The organism is Marinobacter salicampi, assembly GCF_011074795.1.
In the GTDB taxonomy this organism is placed as follows: Bacteria; Pseudomonadota; Gammaproteobacteria; order Pseudomonadales; family Oleiphilaceae; genus Marinobacter; species Marinobacter salicampi.
The window spans coordinates 35852-50398 of sequence record NZ_JAAMPF010000012.1 but is presented as its reverse complement, the minus strand read 5'-3'; the positions used below and the strand labels follow the sequence as shown (position 1 = coordinate 50398).

Below are 14547 nucleotides of genomic sequence, written 5' to 3'. Positions count from 1 at the left end.
TTGAAAGTAGTCTGAAGCCGGCGCCAAGTGCGCCGGCTTTTTTATGTGCCCGAATTGTTTAGAATTGTGTTTAATACCGCCAGTATTTTGCGCCTGACCCTCTGTTTGGTTTAACCTTTGGTCTATAAGACAAAAGGGTTAGCTTTGGATAGCCGGAAAGTCTGCTCTTTCCCGGTACTTAAGCCCGCCTCTGATACACGGTAAGGGGGCCCCCTTCCGTCCATACGTTGTCAGTGAATCAACGGGGCAAAGATTGAAACCATTTGACGAGGGCTGTGCGGCCAACGATGAGTACGTGTCGTTGGCCAGTGGTGCGCAAGCCGGGGAATTGATCTGGGATCTGCTTCAGCACCGGATCAGGACACCCCGGCGCCTGGAGCCGGCAATCGATCTGGCGCGGATCCGCGAAAAGCTATCAGGCCCGCTGCAGAGCGACGGCATACTGCATATTGAAGCTCCTGCCGGCTACGGTAAATCCCAGGCCCTGAACCATGCCCTGGCGGATCACTCTGACGCTTCCGTCAGTTGGATCAGCCTGACCGCCCAGGACAACGACCCGTCGCGGCTGCTGGTTTTGTTGATGCTGGCGCTCAAGCGGCCCGAACTTCGGCATCAGTCCCTGTCAAAGCCCGTGTCCGGCTCTCTCACCGATGCTCTGACCCTGCTGTTAACCAGTTTTCGGGCCGACAGTCATCCGGCGCAAGCCCTCACTCTGGTGCTGGACGGTGTGGATGTACTGGTAACGGCGCCTGCGGTCGCCATTCTGGAGTACCTGGTCCAGGAACTGCCCGAAGGGTTGCGACTGGTGCTGGTCTCCCGCCAGCCCCTCCCCATCGAAACCCATCAGCATGCCCTTGAGGGTCGGTTTCACCGGGTTACGTCCGAGAATCTTGAGCTGACCCGGCCCGAGACCCTGGCCTTCTTCGAGCACGAGATGGCTCAGGGGAGCCTGACGCTTCATGCAGTAGAGCATGTTTATGGGCTTACCGAGGGCTGGCTTACTCCTCTGGCACTGTACCGGAAGGAGCTTCAGAGCAACGACCAGGAACGCCTGCCAATCCAGGAGGCCCAGGGTGTCCAGCGTTTTCTCCACGATGCGCTGTTTGCCCGGCTGACCCCCGGCCAACAACGTTCGCTGTGCTTGATGGCAGAATTCGATACCGTATCCGATGACCTGTTCATGCATATTGCCGACCCGACCTGCGACCAGGGATTCTGCCCTTCCGGCGCGGCGGCGCGGGGATTGCCACTTCGCTCAGTTCCCGGACGGGGCCGGTGGTTCAGGCTCAATCCCTTGGCACGGGACTGGCTGTTGGCCAGGGGGGCGACTGGCACCCAGCCAAGGGCCAGGATTGCCAGCGACTGGTTCAAGGCCCGGGGCGACTACTCGGAAGCCCTGCGTTATGCATTGATCAGCCATGATGTTGAGCATGCCCTTGGCATTGCCTCAGAAGGTTCAGAGGCCCTGTTGGTGAGCCAGGATACCGCTTCTTTGCTCAGGCTAAGGCGTTCGCTGCCGCCGGATCTGGTTCAGAAAAGCCCACGGTTGCGTCTGGTCTATGGCTGGGTTCATGCCATCGGTGGCCAGTTTCGGGAAGCCCGGAAACTGGTTGGCTCGTTGACACCCGAAGAGGAGCGAAACCTTGATGGACGGGTGGCGGCTCTAAGGGCCTTCATTCTTCGAGGGGAGGGTGATATCACCGAGTCCCTTGACCAGGCCGACACCGCTCTTGGTGAGCCAGGACTGACAACCCATGCCCGGTTCATGTCGCTGCTTGTTCGCTCCAGCGCTCTGTGTGCCGTCGGCCGTTTCGGTGAAGCCCGCAGCGCCAACCGCAGTGCCTCCCGCCTGGCCCGTGAATCCGGTGATGCAGGTTGCGAAATGCTCGCCGTCTACGACCACGCACGGCTTGAGCTGGGTAAAGGCTACCTTAGGCATGCCGAACAGCTCCTTCGTCACGGCCTGGATACCGTCATGAGCGACCCGGCCCGGCCACCACGCATCGGTGAAGGGCGTCTGCAGCTTGGCCTGGCGCTGGTGCTTTGGCACCAGGGAAAAATCGCTGAAGCTGCCCGCGTGCTGGTCCATTACGCCCGCTATGCTGAGCAGACCCGGGACCTTGCCTTTCTGGTTATCATGGCCCTGCGAACACTTATAGCAAAAGCCGAGGGCAGGACCGATGAGGCTTTTTCGTGGATTGGTCAGGCAGAGCGCACCATGCAACTCTGGCATGTGGACGATGGGGTTTACGAGCCGGTACTCGAAGCCCTGAAGGTGACCTGCTGGCTCAGTCAGGAACAATACGACAGCGCCGGCGCTGCCTTGGAAAAACTGCAGGCCTATCGCGAACAGGGCCGAGTACCGGAGCTGTTTCCGATGCTGCCGGGCCTGCTCGATACCTTCCAGGTGCGCCATGCTCTGGCGTGCAACAAGGCTGAGTCGGCCAGGGTAGAGATCGAGCGACTGAAGGCCAGCCCGGTCCAGGCATTTGGCATGCAGCTCTACGGCAACCTGCTGGAAGCGCTGGTTCAAGCCCAGGGTGGCAAGAAAGACAAGGCCCTGGGCCTCCTGCGAGCGACCGTTGAGAAAGCGTCGGAAGAGCATTATCTCAGCCCGTTCGTCGAACTGCGTTACGAACTCAGCAGTCTGATGAAAACCCTGGTCCCGGTTATGGCCGATAGTGAGTTTGTGCATGCTTTGAAAGGTGTGTTCGGCCTTAATGGCGTTACCAACGAGGCCGGCGAAACCGTGAGCGTCCTGGCCGACCCTATCAGTGAACGGGAGCAGGGTGTGCTCGAGCTGATCGCCATGGGGCTTTCCAACCAGGACATCGCTGACAAGCTGCATATTTCCCTGCATACCGTCAAAACCCATGCCCGGCGTATCAATGCCAAGCTGGAAGTGAAATCCCGCACCCAGGCCATCGTTCGGGCCAGGGAGCTCGGCTTGCTCTAGCGCTCAGGCAAACAACTCACGAGACCGATTCACGAGTCTATTCGCGAGTCCTGGATCCGGTCTATCCGGGCGTCTTTCTCAGCCCAGAGTTCGCTGATCCAGGCCTGGAATTCTTTTTGCAGTTCAGACTCGTTGGCGTAGTCCATTCCCAGGTACTGTCGGGGAATCTCCAAAGTCTTGATATCCACGATAATGTGCCTGACTTGACCGCAGAGGTAGCGCCAGAAGGTTGCGTTGCCCTGGGGGTAGACGATGGTAATGTCCAGCATGGTATGCAGGGTGTCTCCCATGGCCCCCAACACGAACGCTGTTCCGCCTGCCCGCGGTCGCAACAGGTGGCGGTAGGGCGAATTCTGGGCGGCATGCTTTTCAGGGGTAAACCGTGTTCCCTCCATGAAATTGAAAACGGTCACCGGAATAGTGCGGAACTTTTCACAGGCCCTGCGGGTGGTTTCAAGGTCCGAGCCGCGAAGTTCCGGACGTTTGGCAATCTGCTCTTTGGTGTGACGCCGCATAAACGGAAAATCCAGCGCCCACCAGGCCACGCCCAAAAAAGGTATCCAGATAAGCTCCTTCTTGAGAAAGAACTTCAGCAGCGGTATGCGGCCGTTAAGTACGTACTGGATGGCGGGGATGTCCGCCCAGGTCTGGTGATTGCAAGTGACAAAGTACCAGTGTTTGCGGTCCAGGCCTTCCGCACCCCGCACATCCCAGCGGATGCTGTGCAACAGGTCCAGCAGGCAATTGTTGAAACCGATCCAGAGGTACGCGATCCGGTTCAGCACCAGGGTGCAGAAACGCCGGACTCCGGCCAGCGGAATGATCAGCTTCAGCACGGCGAACACCATGAGTATCGGGAATAACCAAAGGGTGTTGAGCAGAATTAGCACCGCTGCAAGGGTACCTTTGACAGGCGCCGGCAAGAACGTGAGCATGGGGCCAGAGTCTCCGATTCGGCAGGTTTAAGGTGAATGTGGGTGGGAACCGGGCCCCTGGCGGGGCCGGATCAGAATCAGCCTTCGCCGCGGGCTGCCGGGGCGAGGGCGGTTTCCTTGTTGGTGACCAGTTCCAGTAACTGGGCGCCGTCGATATTGTCCTGAACCTGGCTACGGTACTGCTTATCGTAATACGCCAGATTATTGAAGCGGATCATGCTGCGTATCTCGTCCACATACTCGACACCACGCTCCGAGTAACCAATCAGGCCTTGGGCGAGGGCTGTGCCTGACAGAGGCTTGCCCTGGTTGCGTCGCTGCTCCCGGGTATTGCGCAGCGGCAGGTAGGTCTGATGGCGGTTGAGATTCTGGATATAGGACCGAACCGAATGGTAGGGGGACTCAAACGAGGCCACTTCATGGCTTGCGCCCTCGTTGCGGCTGTTCGGCACCACACCGCAGCCTTCACTGAAGCACCACTGTCCGAACAGATTGTTGCCCTTGAGGGCAAACCGGGACGTTCCCCAGGCAGACTCGTTGGCAGCCTGGGCAAGAATCAGTGACGGCGGTATGACGTCCAGCCTGCGGGCAAGCATCTTGAACATTTCCTGGCTGCCCATGTCAGCGCTAACCCGGAGACGTTTGGCCTGTTGCTCAAGCCAGTGGGTTTCGCTTTCGGTCAGGGACTCCTTTTCTGCCAGTTCCATAAGATGCTGGCGCTGAATCAGAACCCGGGCGTTAGCCAGCACAATACGGGGATAGAGGTAATCGAAAAAGGCGGTTTTTTTCTCGTCTATGTCGGTATAAATCGAAAAATCGGGCAGGGGGTCATTGGCCCAGGCAGGCAGCGGAGGCAGGCTGCTGAGGCTGATATCGTCAGATTCAGGCTGCGTCGGGGTGTACAGCGCACCCAAGAGTGCAAATATCACCAGAGGTATTGTGAACAGGGCAACGCGCATGGCCGTCGACATAAAGCTCCTCAAGATCGGTACTAGCGAGCCTTATTATACCAGTTAGCGGGCCGGTCCGGGGTTTTGAACCCATCATGGCAGAGCGGTCGCCAGAAGAATGCCCAGAGCGGGCTCCGAACCACTGGTATCGTTGACCCTGAGCATCATCTCTCCCTGGTCCGCCGAGGCAAACCCCTCCAGAACCAGGCCGTTCCCGTCGCTCAACAGAACACGACCACCACTCAGGTCAGTATAGGTGAGGTTGAGCGTCTGCGGATTCAGGGCGGCAGGACTGCTTACCCGCTCCTGGGACACAGTATGGGTCACCTCCACCCCAGAGGTTTCGAGAATGGCGGTGTCACCGTCGAGGGTCAGTGTGGCGTCCATGAAATGGGCCAGGCGGTTGGTGTCCGTATCCATGCCCATAGTGAGCCCCTGAACCCGGTAGCTTCCGGACCGGGGCGTGTTCTCATGCTGGGCGGCTGCCAGGAGGATGCCGTCACCGTTGCTGTTGTTATCGAGATTGAACGCCAGGGATGTGCCATCGGGATTGCTCGCGCCCACCCCAACATCCGGCCGGGCACCAGGCTCCGCCTCGGAATCGGTATCCAGGTTCAGGCGGCCGATATTTTTTCGGCCGGTGCTGAGGGTCGCAGTGCGGTGGCTTACCAGAAGCGAGTCGCTGCGGTCGAGCAGGCCTGTGGATACGGCGCCGGTATTGTCACGCTGAAGGCTCAGGGTGTCTCCTAGGGCCTGGGTTACGGCCTGACCTGCCACTGTCCAACTGCCAACCCCGGTTTCCACCCGAACCGGCTGGTTGGCAGCACCCAGGCGGGTGGCGAAAGTCACCACGTTATAGGCCTGACCGTCCAGCTGAGCCAGGTCGAACTCACCATCGGGCCGAGCCAGGTTGATGTCAAGGGCAGACAAGTAGTGGTTCTCCAGGGTCCTGATCCGTTTCAGTGCCCGGCCTTCAGATGCCAGTTCTATGGCCTTGCCAGCGCTGAAGTAGCCATTCAGGACCCGGTCCGGTTCGTCAGGGTTGCCGCCCACATAGGCGTCCAGGTAATAGGGATTGCGGGTCCAGCCGATGATCCTGGTACTGTTCCTGCCGGTGACGCTCTGGAACAGGGAGCGGCCTGCGAGCAGACGAGTCCTGTCCTTCAGAGTGGCGGCACCAGGGGAGGTGGACTGGTTGTTGAGCTCCCAGTAATCAGATTGGCGCTCAAAGAACTGGTTGTCACGGGTCTGGGCGACAGTCGCCCGTGCGTAAGGAATATCATTGGCAAGAGAGGTGACCCGGATATTGAAGACATCAAAAGAGGTCAGGGTCAGCCCGGGATAAAGATAGGCAATGCCCCGGTCGTCCTGCAGAACTTCTTCCCGGGCACTACGGGTGCCCCACTGCCCGGGTTCATAATCGGAGGAAACCAGAAAGCTTTGGCCTAGTTCAACGCCGAAAAACACCGAATTGTAGTCGGCAGACTGGGCTGAAATCTTGCCGGAAGAGGCACTGTCCAGCAGGGCATAGCCTGCCATATTGCTTACGTAACGCCGAAAATCAGCCCGGGCTTCCAACAGTTGCAGGGCACCGCCGAGGTCAGCACCGGAGGGGATATCGATCTCAAAATCCTGCACCTGGTCTGACAGGGTGGACCAGACATACTTGTTCAGGCAGAGGTTCTCGTTATCGTCACTGTTGACGCACGCCATCACCTGCTCGAACTGGCCGGAGCTGTAGCCGCCCAGGGCCTTGCGCACAAGGTACTCGGAAAACGGGTTGATCTTGATGTCACGGTCCGAATCACTGGCAAACGCCCGCTGTACCGTGTTGCCATAGGCAGCCTCGATGATAACGTCGGGGCCAATCGGAGGGCGATCCCCCTCGAACTCGATGACGGTCCTGCCGTTTTCCTCGGAGATCTGGAAGGCGTTAACGCTGTTCAAACGCTGCAGACTGTTGTCCGTGCGATAAACCGTTATCCGGTCAGCAGGAACAATCCGCAGGTTCCGGCGGGTCTCTTCGCCATCCGGGGCCGCACTTACCGGCACCTCGACGGTGACACGCACCTGGTTTTTGTTGAGACCGACGGAATTGCTGGAATCCCCGGTGCTGTTGTCGGAGAAGTCATCCAGGGCGTTCTTGGCTGGCGGGAAACTGTTCGGCTTGTTCTTCGCCAGGTCGATGGAATCGTCACCGCCGCCACAGCCGACCAGAAGAAAAAGGGTCAGCAGAGCCGGTGCTGAGGCTCTTTTGGGGCCTTTTAGGACTTTTGCAGCGAATTTAGCGGTTGTCACCAGAGCTGTCGCTCGAGAGTAGGCAGGCATCCGTAAGCGTCCGGTAGCAAGGTATGGACGGAGAGTTTACCAAGGCAGGGGAGAACAAAGAGTGCCCTCAGCCACAAAATTGCAAGTAGTCGAAGCAGAAACGGCGGCAGGAAGTCGGTCAACACAGAGCCGAGCCCATGCCATCTTCCCGGCATGAGCTCTGGCCTGACACTGCGGCCTTAGAAGTAGATCTTCAGACCGGCAAGCACACCCTCATCAAGGTTGATGTCGTGATTGGTGCCATCAATGTCTGTGTTCAGGTAGCGGTAACCACCGAATATCTCGGCATTGCGGATAACACGGTAGCTCACCCGGAGTTCCAGGCTGGTCATGTCGTCCGAATCGCCGAATGACAGGATACTGGGCGCGTAATGCAGCGACCCATGCAGGGACAGGCCCGGAACGTCGGGAATATTCACGGTACCAAAACCACCAAGGCCAACTGCGCCGCCATCAAGACGGTCGTCATCCCAGGCCAGGCCGCGCATGCCGATACCGGCGGTGGCTGGCAGATTGCCCAAAGCGGTCTGGCCCTGAGCGTGAAAGTCGACGTTGAACAGGTGACGGCTACCTTCGTGGTAGGTATAGCCGGTGCCCAATTGGATCTCTGAACGGTTATCGTAGAAATTGATCTGGCCCTTGGCCGAATCGTTGGTCAGGCTGATGTCTGCATCGGCCGCAAATGCCGGTGCTGCGGCCAGTGACAGCAGAAGCAAAGGAATACCGGAGTACTTCATGGACTGAATCCTTTTTTCTTGAAATGTATCGGTTGGAAATCCTGCCGCCCATCGTAACCATCGGCTGTCGCAGGCTCAACTTACAACGGGTTTAAATCACAAGCTCTGCAGTTGCCCGGGGGCTACTCTGAGCCTTAATGGCGGGGCTCGTCTGGCGTCTGGTCCAGGTCGTCCGGGTCAACATTTTCAGCCGGTACCCGGTACTCCTCGTTGGCCCAGGCGCCCAGGTCGATCAGTTTGCAGCGTTCGCTACAGAACGGACGGTCCGGATACTGTTCGCCCCATTCGATGGGCTTTTTACAGGTCGGGCAGTTCACTATCATAGAGTCGATTTCTCACAAAACTGTTCCAGAACAGCCCGTAACATCTCCAGGTTAACGGGCTTTGCGACAAAGGCGTTCATGCCGGCCTTGCGGCTCTTTTCCTCGTCCTTTTCCATGGCGCTCGCAGTCAATGCAACCACGGGCACAGGCGGGCGTCCCTCCTCGATTTCCCAGGCCCGTAGGCGTCGGGTCGCTTCGAAACCGTCCACACGGGGCATCTGGCAATCCATCAGAATCATATCAAAAGTATGCCATTGCCACAGGCTTGAAGCCGCTTCACCGTCGTTTGCCGTCATTACATCGCAGCCCAGCTTTTCCAGCAAACGACGGGTCAGGGTCCGGTTGACCGGGTTGTCCTCCACCAGCAATACCCGCATGCGCCCACACGGCAGCCTGGCGGCACGCTGATCAATGTTGGGCTGCAGCGAGAAGCGCGTCAGGAACACCCGCTCCTTGCGGTGTGCGTTGGCAAACAGCTGGTGGAGAATCGGCGTCAGGCAGGACTCGCGCAGGGACTTGCTGAGAAAGGCATCAGCACCGGACTTTCGGAAATAATCGGCGTCGCCACGCTGGGGGTTCGATGACAGAATAAGAACCCGGGTTTCCTGCCAGGACGTATTTTCCCGAATCTGCTGACACAGCAGGTCTGAGTCCATATCAGGCACGAAGCCGTCCAGAATGACCGCATCGTAGAGCTGGCCGTTGTCGGTCGCCTGTCGCATCATGGTCAGCGCTTCGGCGGCGGATTTTACCGCTTCAATCTCGACGTCGAAACGGCTGAGCATCTCCAGGGTGATCTTGCGGGACAGCTCATAGGAATCTACCACGAGAATGCGCCGCCCCTGGATCATGCGGGTGTCATGCCGGAGCCGGGCGGGGCCCTCTGATGCGATGGCCAGATCGACCTCCAGCCAGAAGGTGGTGCCTTCGCCGGGGGTGCTTTCCACGTTAAGACGGGCGTCCATCAGGTCGGCCAGTTGCCTGCAGATCGCCAGGCCAAGCCCGGCACCGGACAGCTGGCGCTGAAAACGCTGACCGAACTGAACGTAGGGCTCGTAGACCAGTGGCAGCTCTTCGGCGCTGATGCCGATGCCGGTATCTTCCACGGAAATCCGCAGCTGGGCTGAGTTTCCCTCCCGCCTCAGTACCTCGATACTTACCAGAACATGACCGGCGTCGGTGAACTTGATCGCGTTGGAGACCAGATTGAGCAGTATCTGGCGCAAACGTACCGGATCGCCCCTCAGTGCCGGGGGCAGGGCCTCGTCTACCCGTAATTCCAGGGCCAGGCCCTTTTCACGGGCGCGGTTGCCAAGCATGGTCACCAGGTCGTCAAGAGTCGCCCGTGGGTCGAAGGGAATGCTGTCCAGTACCAGCTTGCCGGCTTCGATACTGGAAATGTCGAGCAGGTCATTAATGATGGCCGACAGGTTTTCAGCGGCCTGCTGCAGGGTCTGAACATATTCGCTCTGCTCCTGGTCAAGACGGGTATCCGCCAGCAGGCTGGCGTAGCCCAGCACGGACTGGAGGGGCGTGCGCAGCTCATGACTGATGTTGGCCAGAAAGAGGTTCTTGGCGTCATTGGCACGAATTGCCTCGTCCCGCTCGCCCTGGGACTGGAGGCTAGACTGGCGCAGGCTGCGGGCTTCCTCCAACAACTGCAGGCGCATGGTGTTCAGGGACTGCTCCAGTTCGCTGAGCTCATCGGGGGTACGGGGCTTTCTGCGGCGCAGACGCAGAGGCTCGATCAGGGCATCAAGGTTCAGGCGTGCGGCGTAATCAGCAATGGCTTCAAGGTGGCGGGAAAGGGTGATCCGTACGATCAGCAGCAGCCCCAGGGTGCCCAGCATGACGATCAGCGACTGGAACAGCAGCGTCAGCAGGGCCCGGTCAACCACGCTTGCATAAGCCTGTTCTACAGACGAGGTCAGCGTCAGCGTGCCCAAGTCTTCCGGGCCGGCCGCGCGGTTGCCGCCAAAACGAAGGTCAAAAGACTGGGTGATGGTACGGCCTTCCGGGTAGGTGCCTGCCTCAAACTCTTCGCCGGTACTGGTGTTGATGGTGGCATGCTGGATGGAGGGCAGGACCAGAATGTCCTCGAGGGTATTGGCTACCACGCTGTAGTTCATCAGCCACAGGTGGTTACTCATGCTGCCTGTGATCATCTCGGCAGTTTTGGTCTGGGTTATGACCAGGTTCTCCCTATGGCGTTCGAATTCGCCATACATCTGTACCCCGGTTGCAACCAGAGACAGCACCAGGCTGAACAGAAGCACATACAGGAGTAACCGCGCCGCGAGTGGCCGAACGCCGAGCTTTCTGACTGCAGATGGAAAGGTCACTGCCCACGTCTTCCCTGTAGTGTCATGTCCGGTAACTAGTGTCGAGTCCGGTAATCAGTATCGAGACCGGTAACTCATGTCGGTGAACACAGATTCAATTTCCGGGAGTCTAACAGACCGTCAAAATCTCTACACCTGCCCCACCACCTTGCTCGCCGAAACGGAACCTCACGTTTTTATCATAAAGATGAGCGCCGTAAATCCGCGACTCCTCGGTACCGCGACGGAAGGAGGGGCGTGGGTCATAGCTCACCACATCCTCAATCAGTTGACGGAAATCGGGGTAGAGCACCGGATCCAGCGCGGCCAACTGGGCTTCTGCCTCAGGCAGGAAGGTCACCGGCAGCTTTTCCACCGGCGGGGCCCCGGCCCAGCCTATGGACGCGCCGGGGAGCGAATCGGCAAAGGGCAGGTAGGGTTTGATGTCGAGGATGGGCGTACCGTCGATCAGGTCGTGGTCCCTTATTCGTAACATGAGCTTTCCCTCCCGGCGGGTCAGCCCCTCATTGCGGACCACCGACAGCCCCAGGCTGTTCGGCCGGAACGGCGAACGGCTGGCAAAGACCCCGATCTTCCGGTTGCCGCCCAGCCTGGGTGGCCGCACCACCGGCCGCCACTCAGCACGAATCGCTTCATGAAACTGGAAGGTGAGCCAGATATGGCTACAGGACTCAAGACCCCGAAAGGCGTCCTCCCGGTCGAATGGAGGCTCGATGATCAGGTCTGCCCAGGCGTGGCGGGTAAGCCCGGGCTGCCGGGGCACGCCAAACTTGTCCCGGAAACAGGACCTGGTCAGCGCGATGGGGGTCAGCGTCAGGGCTTCGCTGGCAGGCCGCGAGGGGTGCCGGCTCATCAGTTGATGTCACCGGAGAAGAAAAGTTCTATCCGGAATACAACGGAAGCCCTGTCCTTGAAACTGTAATCCCGGGGGAACTCGATAGCCGGAATAATCTCGCCAAAGACCCAGTCGTCATGGAGCCGGTAGCGGTAGGTGAGGTCGGCAAAGAAGTTGGTGCTGCGCCAGTTGGGCTTGCTCTCACCGATCACGCCAACGCGCGGGCTGAGCTCCGCCCGGTTGTTGATGCGTTTATAGGAGGAAATGATGTGGGAAAGCTCAAATGTGCGGTCTTCGTGTACCCAGGCCGCTTCGGATGCGATAAGAAGATCCCAGCCTTTGCCTAGGTCCTTGCTGAAACCTACCCAGGTGCGTTCTCCCCAGCCATCCACATGAAAGTAATAAATACGCTGGTCGATAACCATGCCCCAATCGTTCTCGAACTGCCAACGACCCCGGGCCCGCGCCCGCCAGAACGCATCGGGAGGAAACCGCAGGCGGGCACCGACGTCATTTGACAGGTTGATGGCATCGCCAAGCTGGGAGAAATAGCGCAAGGCGCCAGTGGCTTCCGTATCCGAGCGCTGGTCCTGGGTTAGTTGGCGGTCGCGGCGGCGCTCACCGAGGGGGATAAGTTCTTCACTTTCACTTTCTACCACAAGGCGCAGCTTTTCCTCGACGGTGGGTACATCCAGTTTGAACCGTGCCTCAGGATCAAACTGGGCGGGATTGCCGTACTCTGACTCGGTGGCGAATCCCAGGCGCAGGTAACTTTCGTTGTTGGGGGCGGAGTAGGGGCTTCCCGACAACGTCCTGTCGGCCCATTCCCCAAGCCACTGTACTCGCTGGCCCTGCACTTCCTGCTGCCCGAGCACCCAGTTCGAGAACTTCATCCAGTAGGAGTCCCGGGGCTCAAGCCAGAACTCGTCCGGCTCGAAACTGTAGAACGCCGGGGGCAGCGCATCCGGCGATACATGAGGCGCCGCTGCCGGCTCGTCAAGCACACTGTCCCCCCAAGCGGTTGTGCTCACTGCGGAAAACCAGAGTGCGAGGCAGAAAGTGGTGAAATGGCTTTGGTTCACATCAGTCCCGGTCAGTCACGGCGGTGGAGTCTGAATCGGCCATCATGGCCATCATACAGTCACGTAGCGAGCGGGCCTGGCGTTCCAGCTCCACCCTTGGCGCGGCCTGACCAAAAATCCTGGTGACGTGCAGGGTCAGTCGCGCAACCGACCTTAGGGTATCGCCTTTTTCCCTTGGAATGACATGTACGTGTATATGAGGCACCGTCTGGTTGGCCGCTGCGCCGTCGTTCAGAAGAATGTGGGTGCCCGGCAGCCCCCAGCCAAGCTGGCGCTGGGCGACCAGAATGCGGCGGGCAACCCTGAAAATGTGGGCCATCAGCTCAGCTGAAACCTCTGTGCACTGGACCCCGTGCTCCCGGGGCACCACCAGCACGTGTCCACGGCCCAGGGGGTGTATATCCATGAACGCGATGCATAGCTCATCTTCATGGGCAATTGAAGCGGGCAGCTCGCCGGCGACAATCTGGCAGAAAATACATGACACGTCAGCGCTATCCTTATTTTGCCTTACCGTCGGCATGTGATCAGTTTCATCAGCTTCTCAGCGAAAGAGCGCTACCAGGCGCTGGTGCAAGGCCTGAACCTCTTCCGCGACCTCGGTCCTGGGACGGTCGTTGTGGACCACCTCATCGGCCCTGGCAAGCCGCTCTTCCCTGGGCAGTTGCGACGCGATTATTCGTTCTACCTGGTCACGGGGATTCTCGTCACGGCTCATTGTACGTTCAATCTGAACCTCAACGGGAACATCAATTACGATTACCCGCTGTGTCATGGTGTGCTGGTCGGTTTCAAGCAGAAGCGGAGACACCAGCAGAACGTAGGGAAGGCTATAGCCTTCTGGTCGGAGCTGGCGCACAAGTTCTTCGCGGATGATCGGATGCAGCAGCGATTCCAGCCACTGGCGCTGGGCCGGGTCATTAAACACAAGGGTGCGCAGTGCCGCCCGGTCGAGGCTGCCGTCAGGGCTGATCAGCTCGTCCCCGAAATGCCCGGCGATCTGTGCCAGGGCAGGCATGCCCGGGGCAACCACCTCCCGTGCCACATCATCTGCGTCCACCCAATGCACGCCCACTTCGCCAAAAAGCCTGGCAACGGTCGACTTGCCGCTGCCAATGCCCCCGGTCAGGCCGACTATTGCCGGTTGAGCTTCCCTGCTGTCACTCATCGAGCGTTATACCCCCAAGTATGCATACCAGATGGCCTGAATTTCCGGCCCGAACCAGAGACACAGCAGACCCGCCGCCGCCAGGTAGGGGCCGAACGGAATAGGCACTTCACGGCCATGACGTTTGAAGATGATCAGGCTGATACCGACCACCGCGCCCACCACTGACGACAGCAGAATCACCGCAGGCAACAGCTGCCAGCCCAGCCAGGCCCCGAGCGCAGCCAAGAGCTTGAAGTCACCATGGCCCATGCCTTCCTTGCCGGTCACCAGCTTGAACAGCCAGTAAACAGACCAGAGCGAAAGATATCCGGCCACCGCACCCCAGAAAGCGCTCTGGAAGTCCGTCAGGATACCAAAATAGTTCAGTATCAGCCCGAGCCAGAGCAGGGGCAGGGTAATGCTGTCCGGCAGCAGCTGGGTGTCAAAGTCGATCATGGTGAGGGCGATAAGCCCCCAAACCAGCACCAGCGCCCAGAGCGTTTCAATGCTGGGACCGAGCACGAGCAATGTCACCACCGAAAAAACAGCCGTAGCGGCTTCAATGATGGGGTAGCGAGGGGAAATGGACGTCTTACAGGACGCGCACTTGCCCCGCAGAATCAGGTAGCTCAGTACCGGGATATTTTCCCAGGGTTTGATTTCATGGCCGCATCCCGGACAGGTCGAGTTCGGGGTTGAGAGGGTAATCCGCTGGGCTTCTTTGCGTTGGCCCTCAGGAACCTCAAGAAACTCTTCACATTGGCACCGCCAGTCCTGCTCCATCATTTTGGGGAGGCGGAGGATGACTACGTTTAGGAAGGAGCCTACGCAGAGGGATAAGATGGCAACGGAAGAGTAGAGTAGCCAAGGGCTACCGAAGAAGTGTTCAAAAATTTCCATCGTGGGGAC

12 protein-coding genes are annotated in these 14547 nt (G+C 59.0%); 1 reads left to right on the top strand and 11 read right to left on the bottom strand.

Annotated features, from left to right (window positions below):
* Positions 1 to 253 precede the first annotated feature (253 nt).
* Positions 254 to 2956, top strand: coding sequence for a LuxR C-terminal-related transcriptional regulator (locus G7W63_RS04950; RefSeq protein ID WP_166254040.1), 2703 nt, complete (start codon positions 254 to 256; stop codon positions 2954 to 2956).
* Between the two features lie 29 nt (positions 2957 to 2985).
* Here G7W63_RS04950 and G7W63_RS04945 read toward each other — a convergent pair whose 3' ends face one another.
* The 11 genes from G7W63_RS04945 to G7W63_RS04895 form a co-directional block, all read right to left on the bottom strand.
* Positions 2986 to 3891 carry an acyltransferase gene (locus tag G7W63_RS04945; RefSeq protein WP_166254037.1) on the bottom strand — a complete coding sequence of 302 codons (906 nt, stop codon included), beginning with the start codon at positions 3889 to 3891 and terminating at the stop codon, positions 2986 to 2988.
* Positions 3892 to 3968: 77 nt separating this feature from the next.
* Positions 3969 to 4862: a glucosaminidase domain-containing protein gene (locus G7W63_RS04940; protein ID WP_166254034.1), complete on the bottom strand. Its 894-nt coding sequence runs from the start codon at positions 4860 to 4862 to the stop codon at positions 3969 to 3971.
* A 72-nt stretch (positions 4863 to 4934) separates the two neighbouring features.
* Positions 4935 to 7169, bottom strand: a complete 2235-nt coding sequence (locus G7W63_RS04935; RefSeq protein ID WP_242634320.1) for a hypothetical protein — start codon at positions 7167 to 7169, stop codon at positions 4935 to 4937.
* 179 nt (positions 7170 to 7348) lie between these two features.
* Entirely contained in the window at positions 7349 to 7906 is a 558-nt protein-coding gene (locus tag G7W63_RS04930; RefSeq protein ID WP_166254031.1) for a YfaZ family outer membrane protein, read from the bottom strand.
* Between the two features lie 134 nt (positions 7907 to 8040).
* Positions 8041 to 8229, bottom strand: coding sequence for a DNA gyrase inhibitor YacG (gene yacG / locus G7W63_RS04925; RefSeq protein ID WP_166254027.1), 189 nt, complete (start codon positions 8227 to 8229; stop codon positions 8041 to 8043).
* Positions 8226 to 10571 carry a response regulator gene (locus G7W63_RS04920; protein WP_341273677.1) on the bottom strand — a complete coding sequence of 782 codons (2346 nt, stop codon included), beginning with the start codon at positions 10569 to 10571 and terminating at the stop codon, positions 8226 to 8228. Before G7W63_RS04920 ends, yacG begins: the two co-directional genes overlap by 4 nt.
* Positions 10572 to 10680: 109 nt before the next feature.
* Positions 10681 to 11424 (bottom strand): tRNA (N6-threonylcarbamoyladenosine(37)-N6)-methyltransferase TrmO, encoded by a 744-nt coding sequence (gene tsaA / locus G7W63_RS04915; protein WP_166254024.1) that lies wholly within the window; start codon positions 11422 to 11424, stop codon positions 10681 to 10683.
* The gene (locus G7W63_RS04910) at positions 11424 to 12437 is read right to left on the bottom strand and encodes a hypothetical protein (RefSeq protein WP_242634319.1); all 1014 of its coding nucleotides are present in this window, start codon (positions 12435 to 12437) and stop codon (positions 11424 to 11426) included. The genes tsaA and G7W63_RS04910 overlap by 1 nt, the downstream gene beginning before the upstream one ends.
* Before the next feature lie 52 nt (positions 12438 to 12489).
* Positions 12490 to 12975, bottom strand: a complete 486-nt coding sequence (locus G7W63_RS04905; protein WP_166254022.1) for an HIT family protein — start codon at positions 12973 to 12975, stop codon at positions 12490 to 12492.
* Between the two features lie 57 nt (positions 12976 to 13032).
* A complete protein-coding gene (gene coaE / locus G7W63_RS04900; RefSeq protein ID WP_166254019.1) occupies positions 13033 to 13656 on the bottom strand; it encodes a dephospho-CoA kinase in 624 nt (207 codons plus the stop codon).
* Positions 13657 to 13662: 6 nt separating this feature from the next.
* Positions 13663 to 14538: a prepilin peptidase gene (locus G7W63_RS04895; RefSeq protein ID WP_166254016.1), complete on the bottom strand. Its 876-nt coding sequence runs from the start codon at positions 14536 to 14538 to the stop codon at positions 13663 to 13665.
* Between the last annotated feature and the right edge of the window lie 9 nt (positions 14539 to 14547).

Coding starts and splice junctions, on each gene's coding strand:
- G7W63_RS04945 (WP_166254037.1), bottom strand. CDS start 3,891: ATGCTCACGTTCTTGCCGGCGCCTGTCAAAGGTACCCTTGCAGCGGTG.
- G7W63_RS04940 (WP_166254034.1), bottom strand. CDS start 4,862: ATGTCGACGGCCATGCGCGTTGCCCTGTTCACAATACCTCTGGTGATA.
- G7W63_RS04935 (WP_242634320.1), bottom strand. CDS start 7,169: ATGCCTGCCTACTCTCGAGCGACAGCTCTGGTGACAACCGCTAAATTC.
- G7W63_RS04930 (WP_166254031.1), bottom strand. CDS start 7,906: ATGAAGTACTCCGGTATTCCTTTGCTTCTGCTGTCACTGGCCGCAGCA.
- yacG (WP_166254027.1), bottom strand. CDS start 8,229: ATGATAGTGAACTGCCCGACCTGTAAAAAGCCCATCGAATGGGGCGAA.
- tsaA (WP_166254024.1), bottom strand. CDS start 11,424: ATGAGCCGGCACCCCTCGCGGCCTGCCAGCGAAGCCCTGACGCTGACC.
- coaE (WP_166254019.1), bottom strand. CDS start 13,656: ATGAGTGACAGCAGGGAAGCTCAACCGGCAATAGTCGGCCTGACCGGG.
- G7W63_RS04895 (WP_166254016.1), bottom strand. CDS start 14,538: ATGGAAATTTTTGAACACTTCTTCGGTAGCCCTTGGCTACTCTACTCT.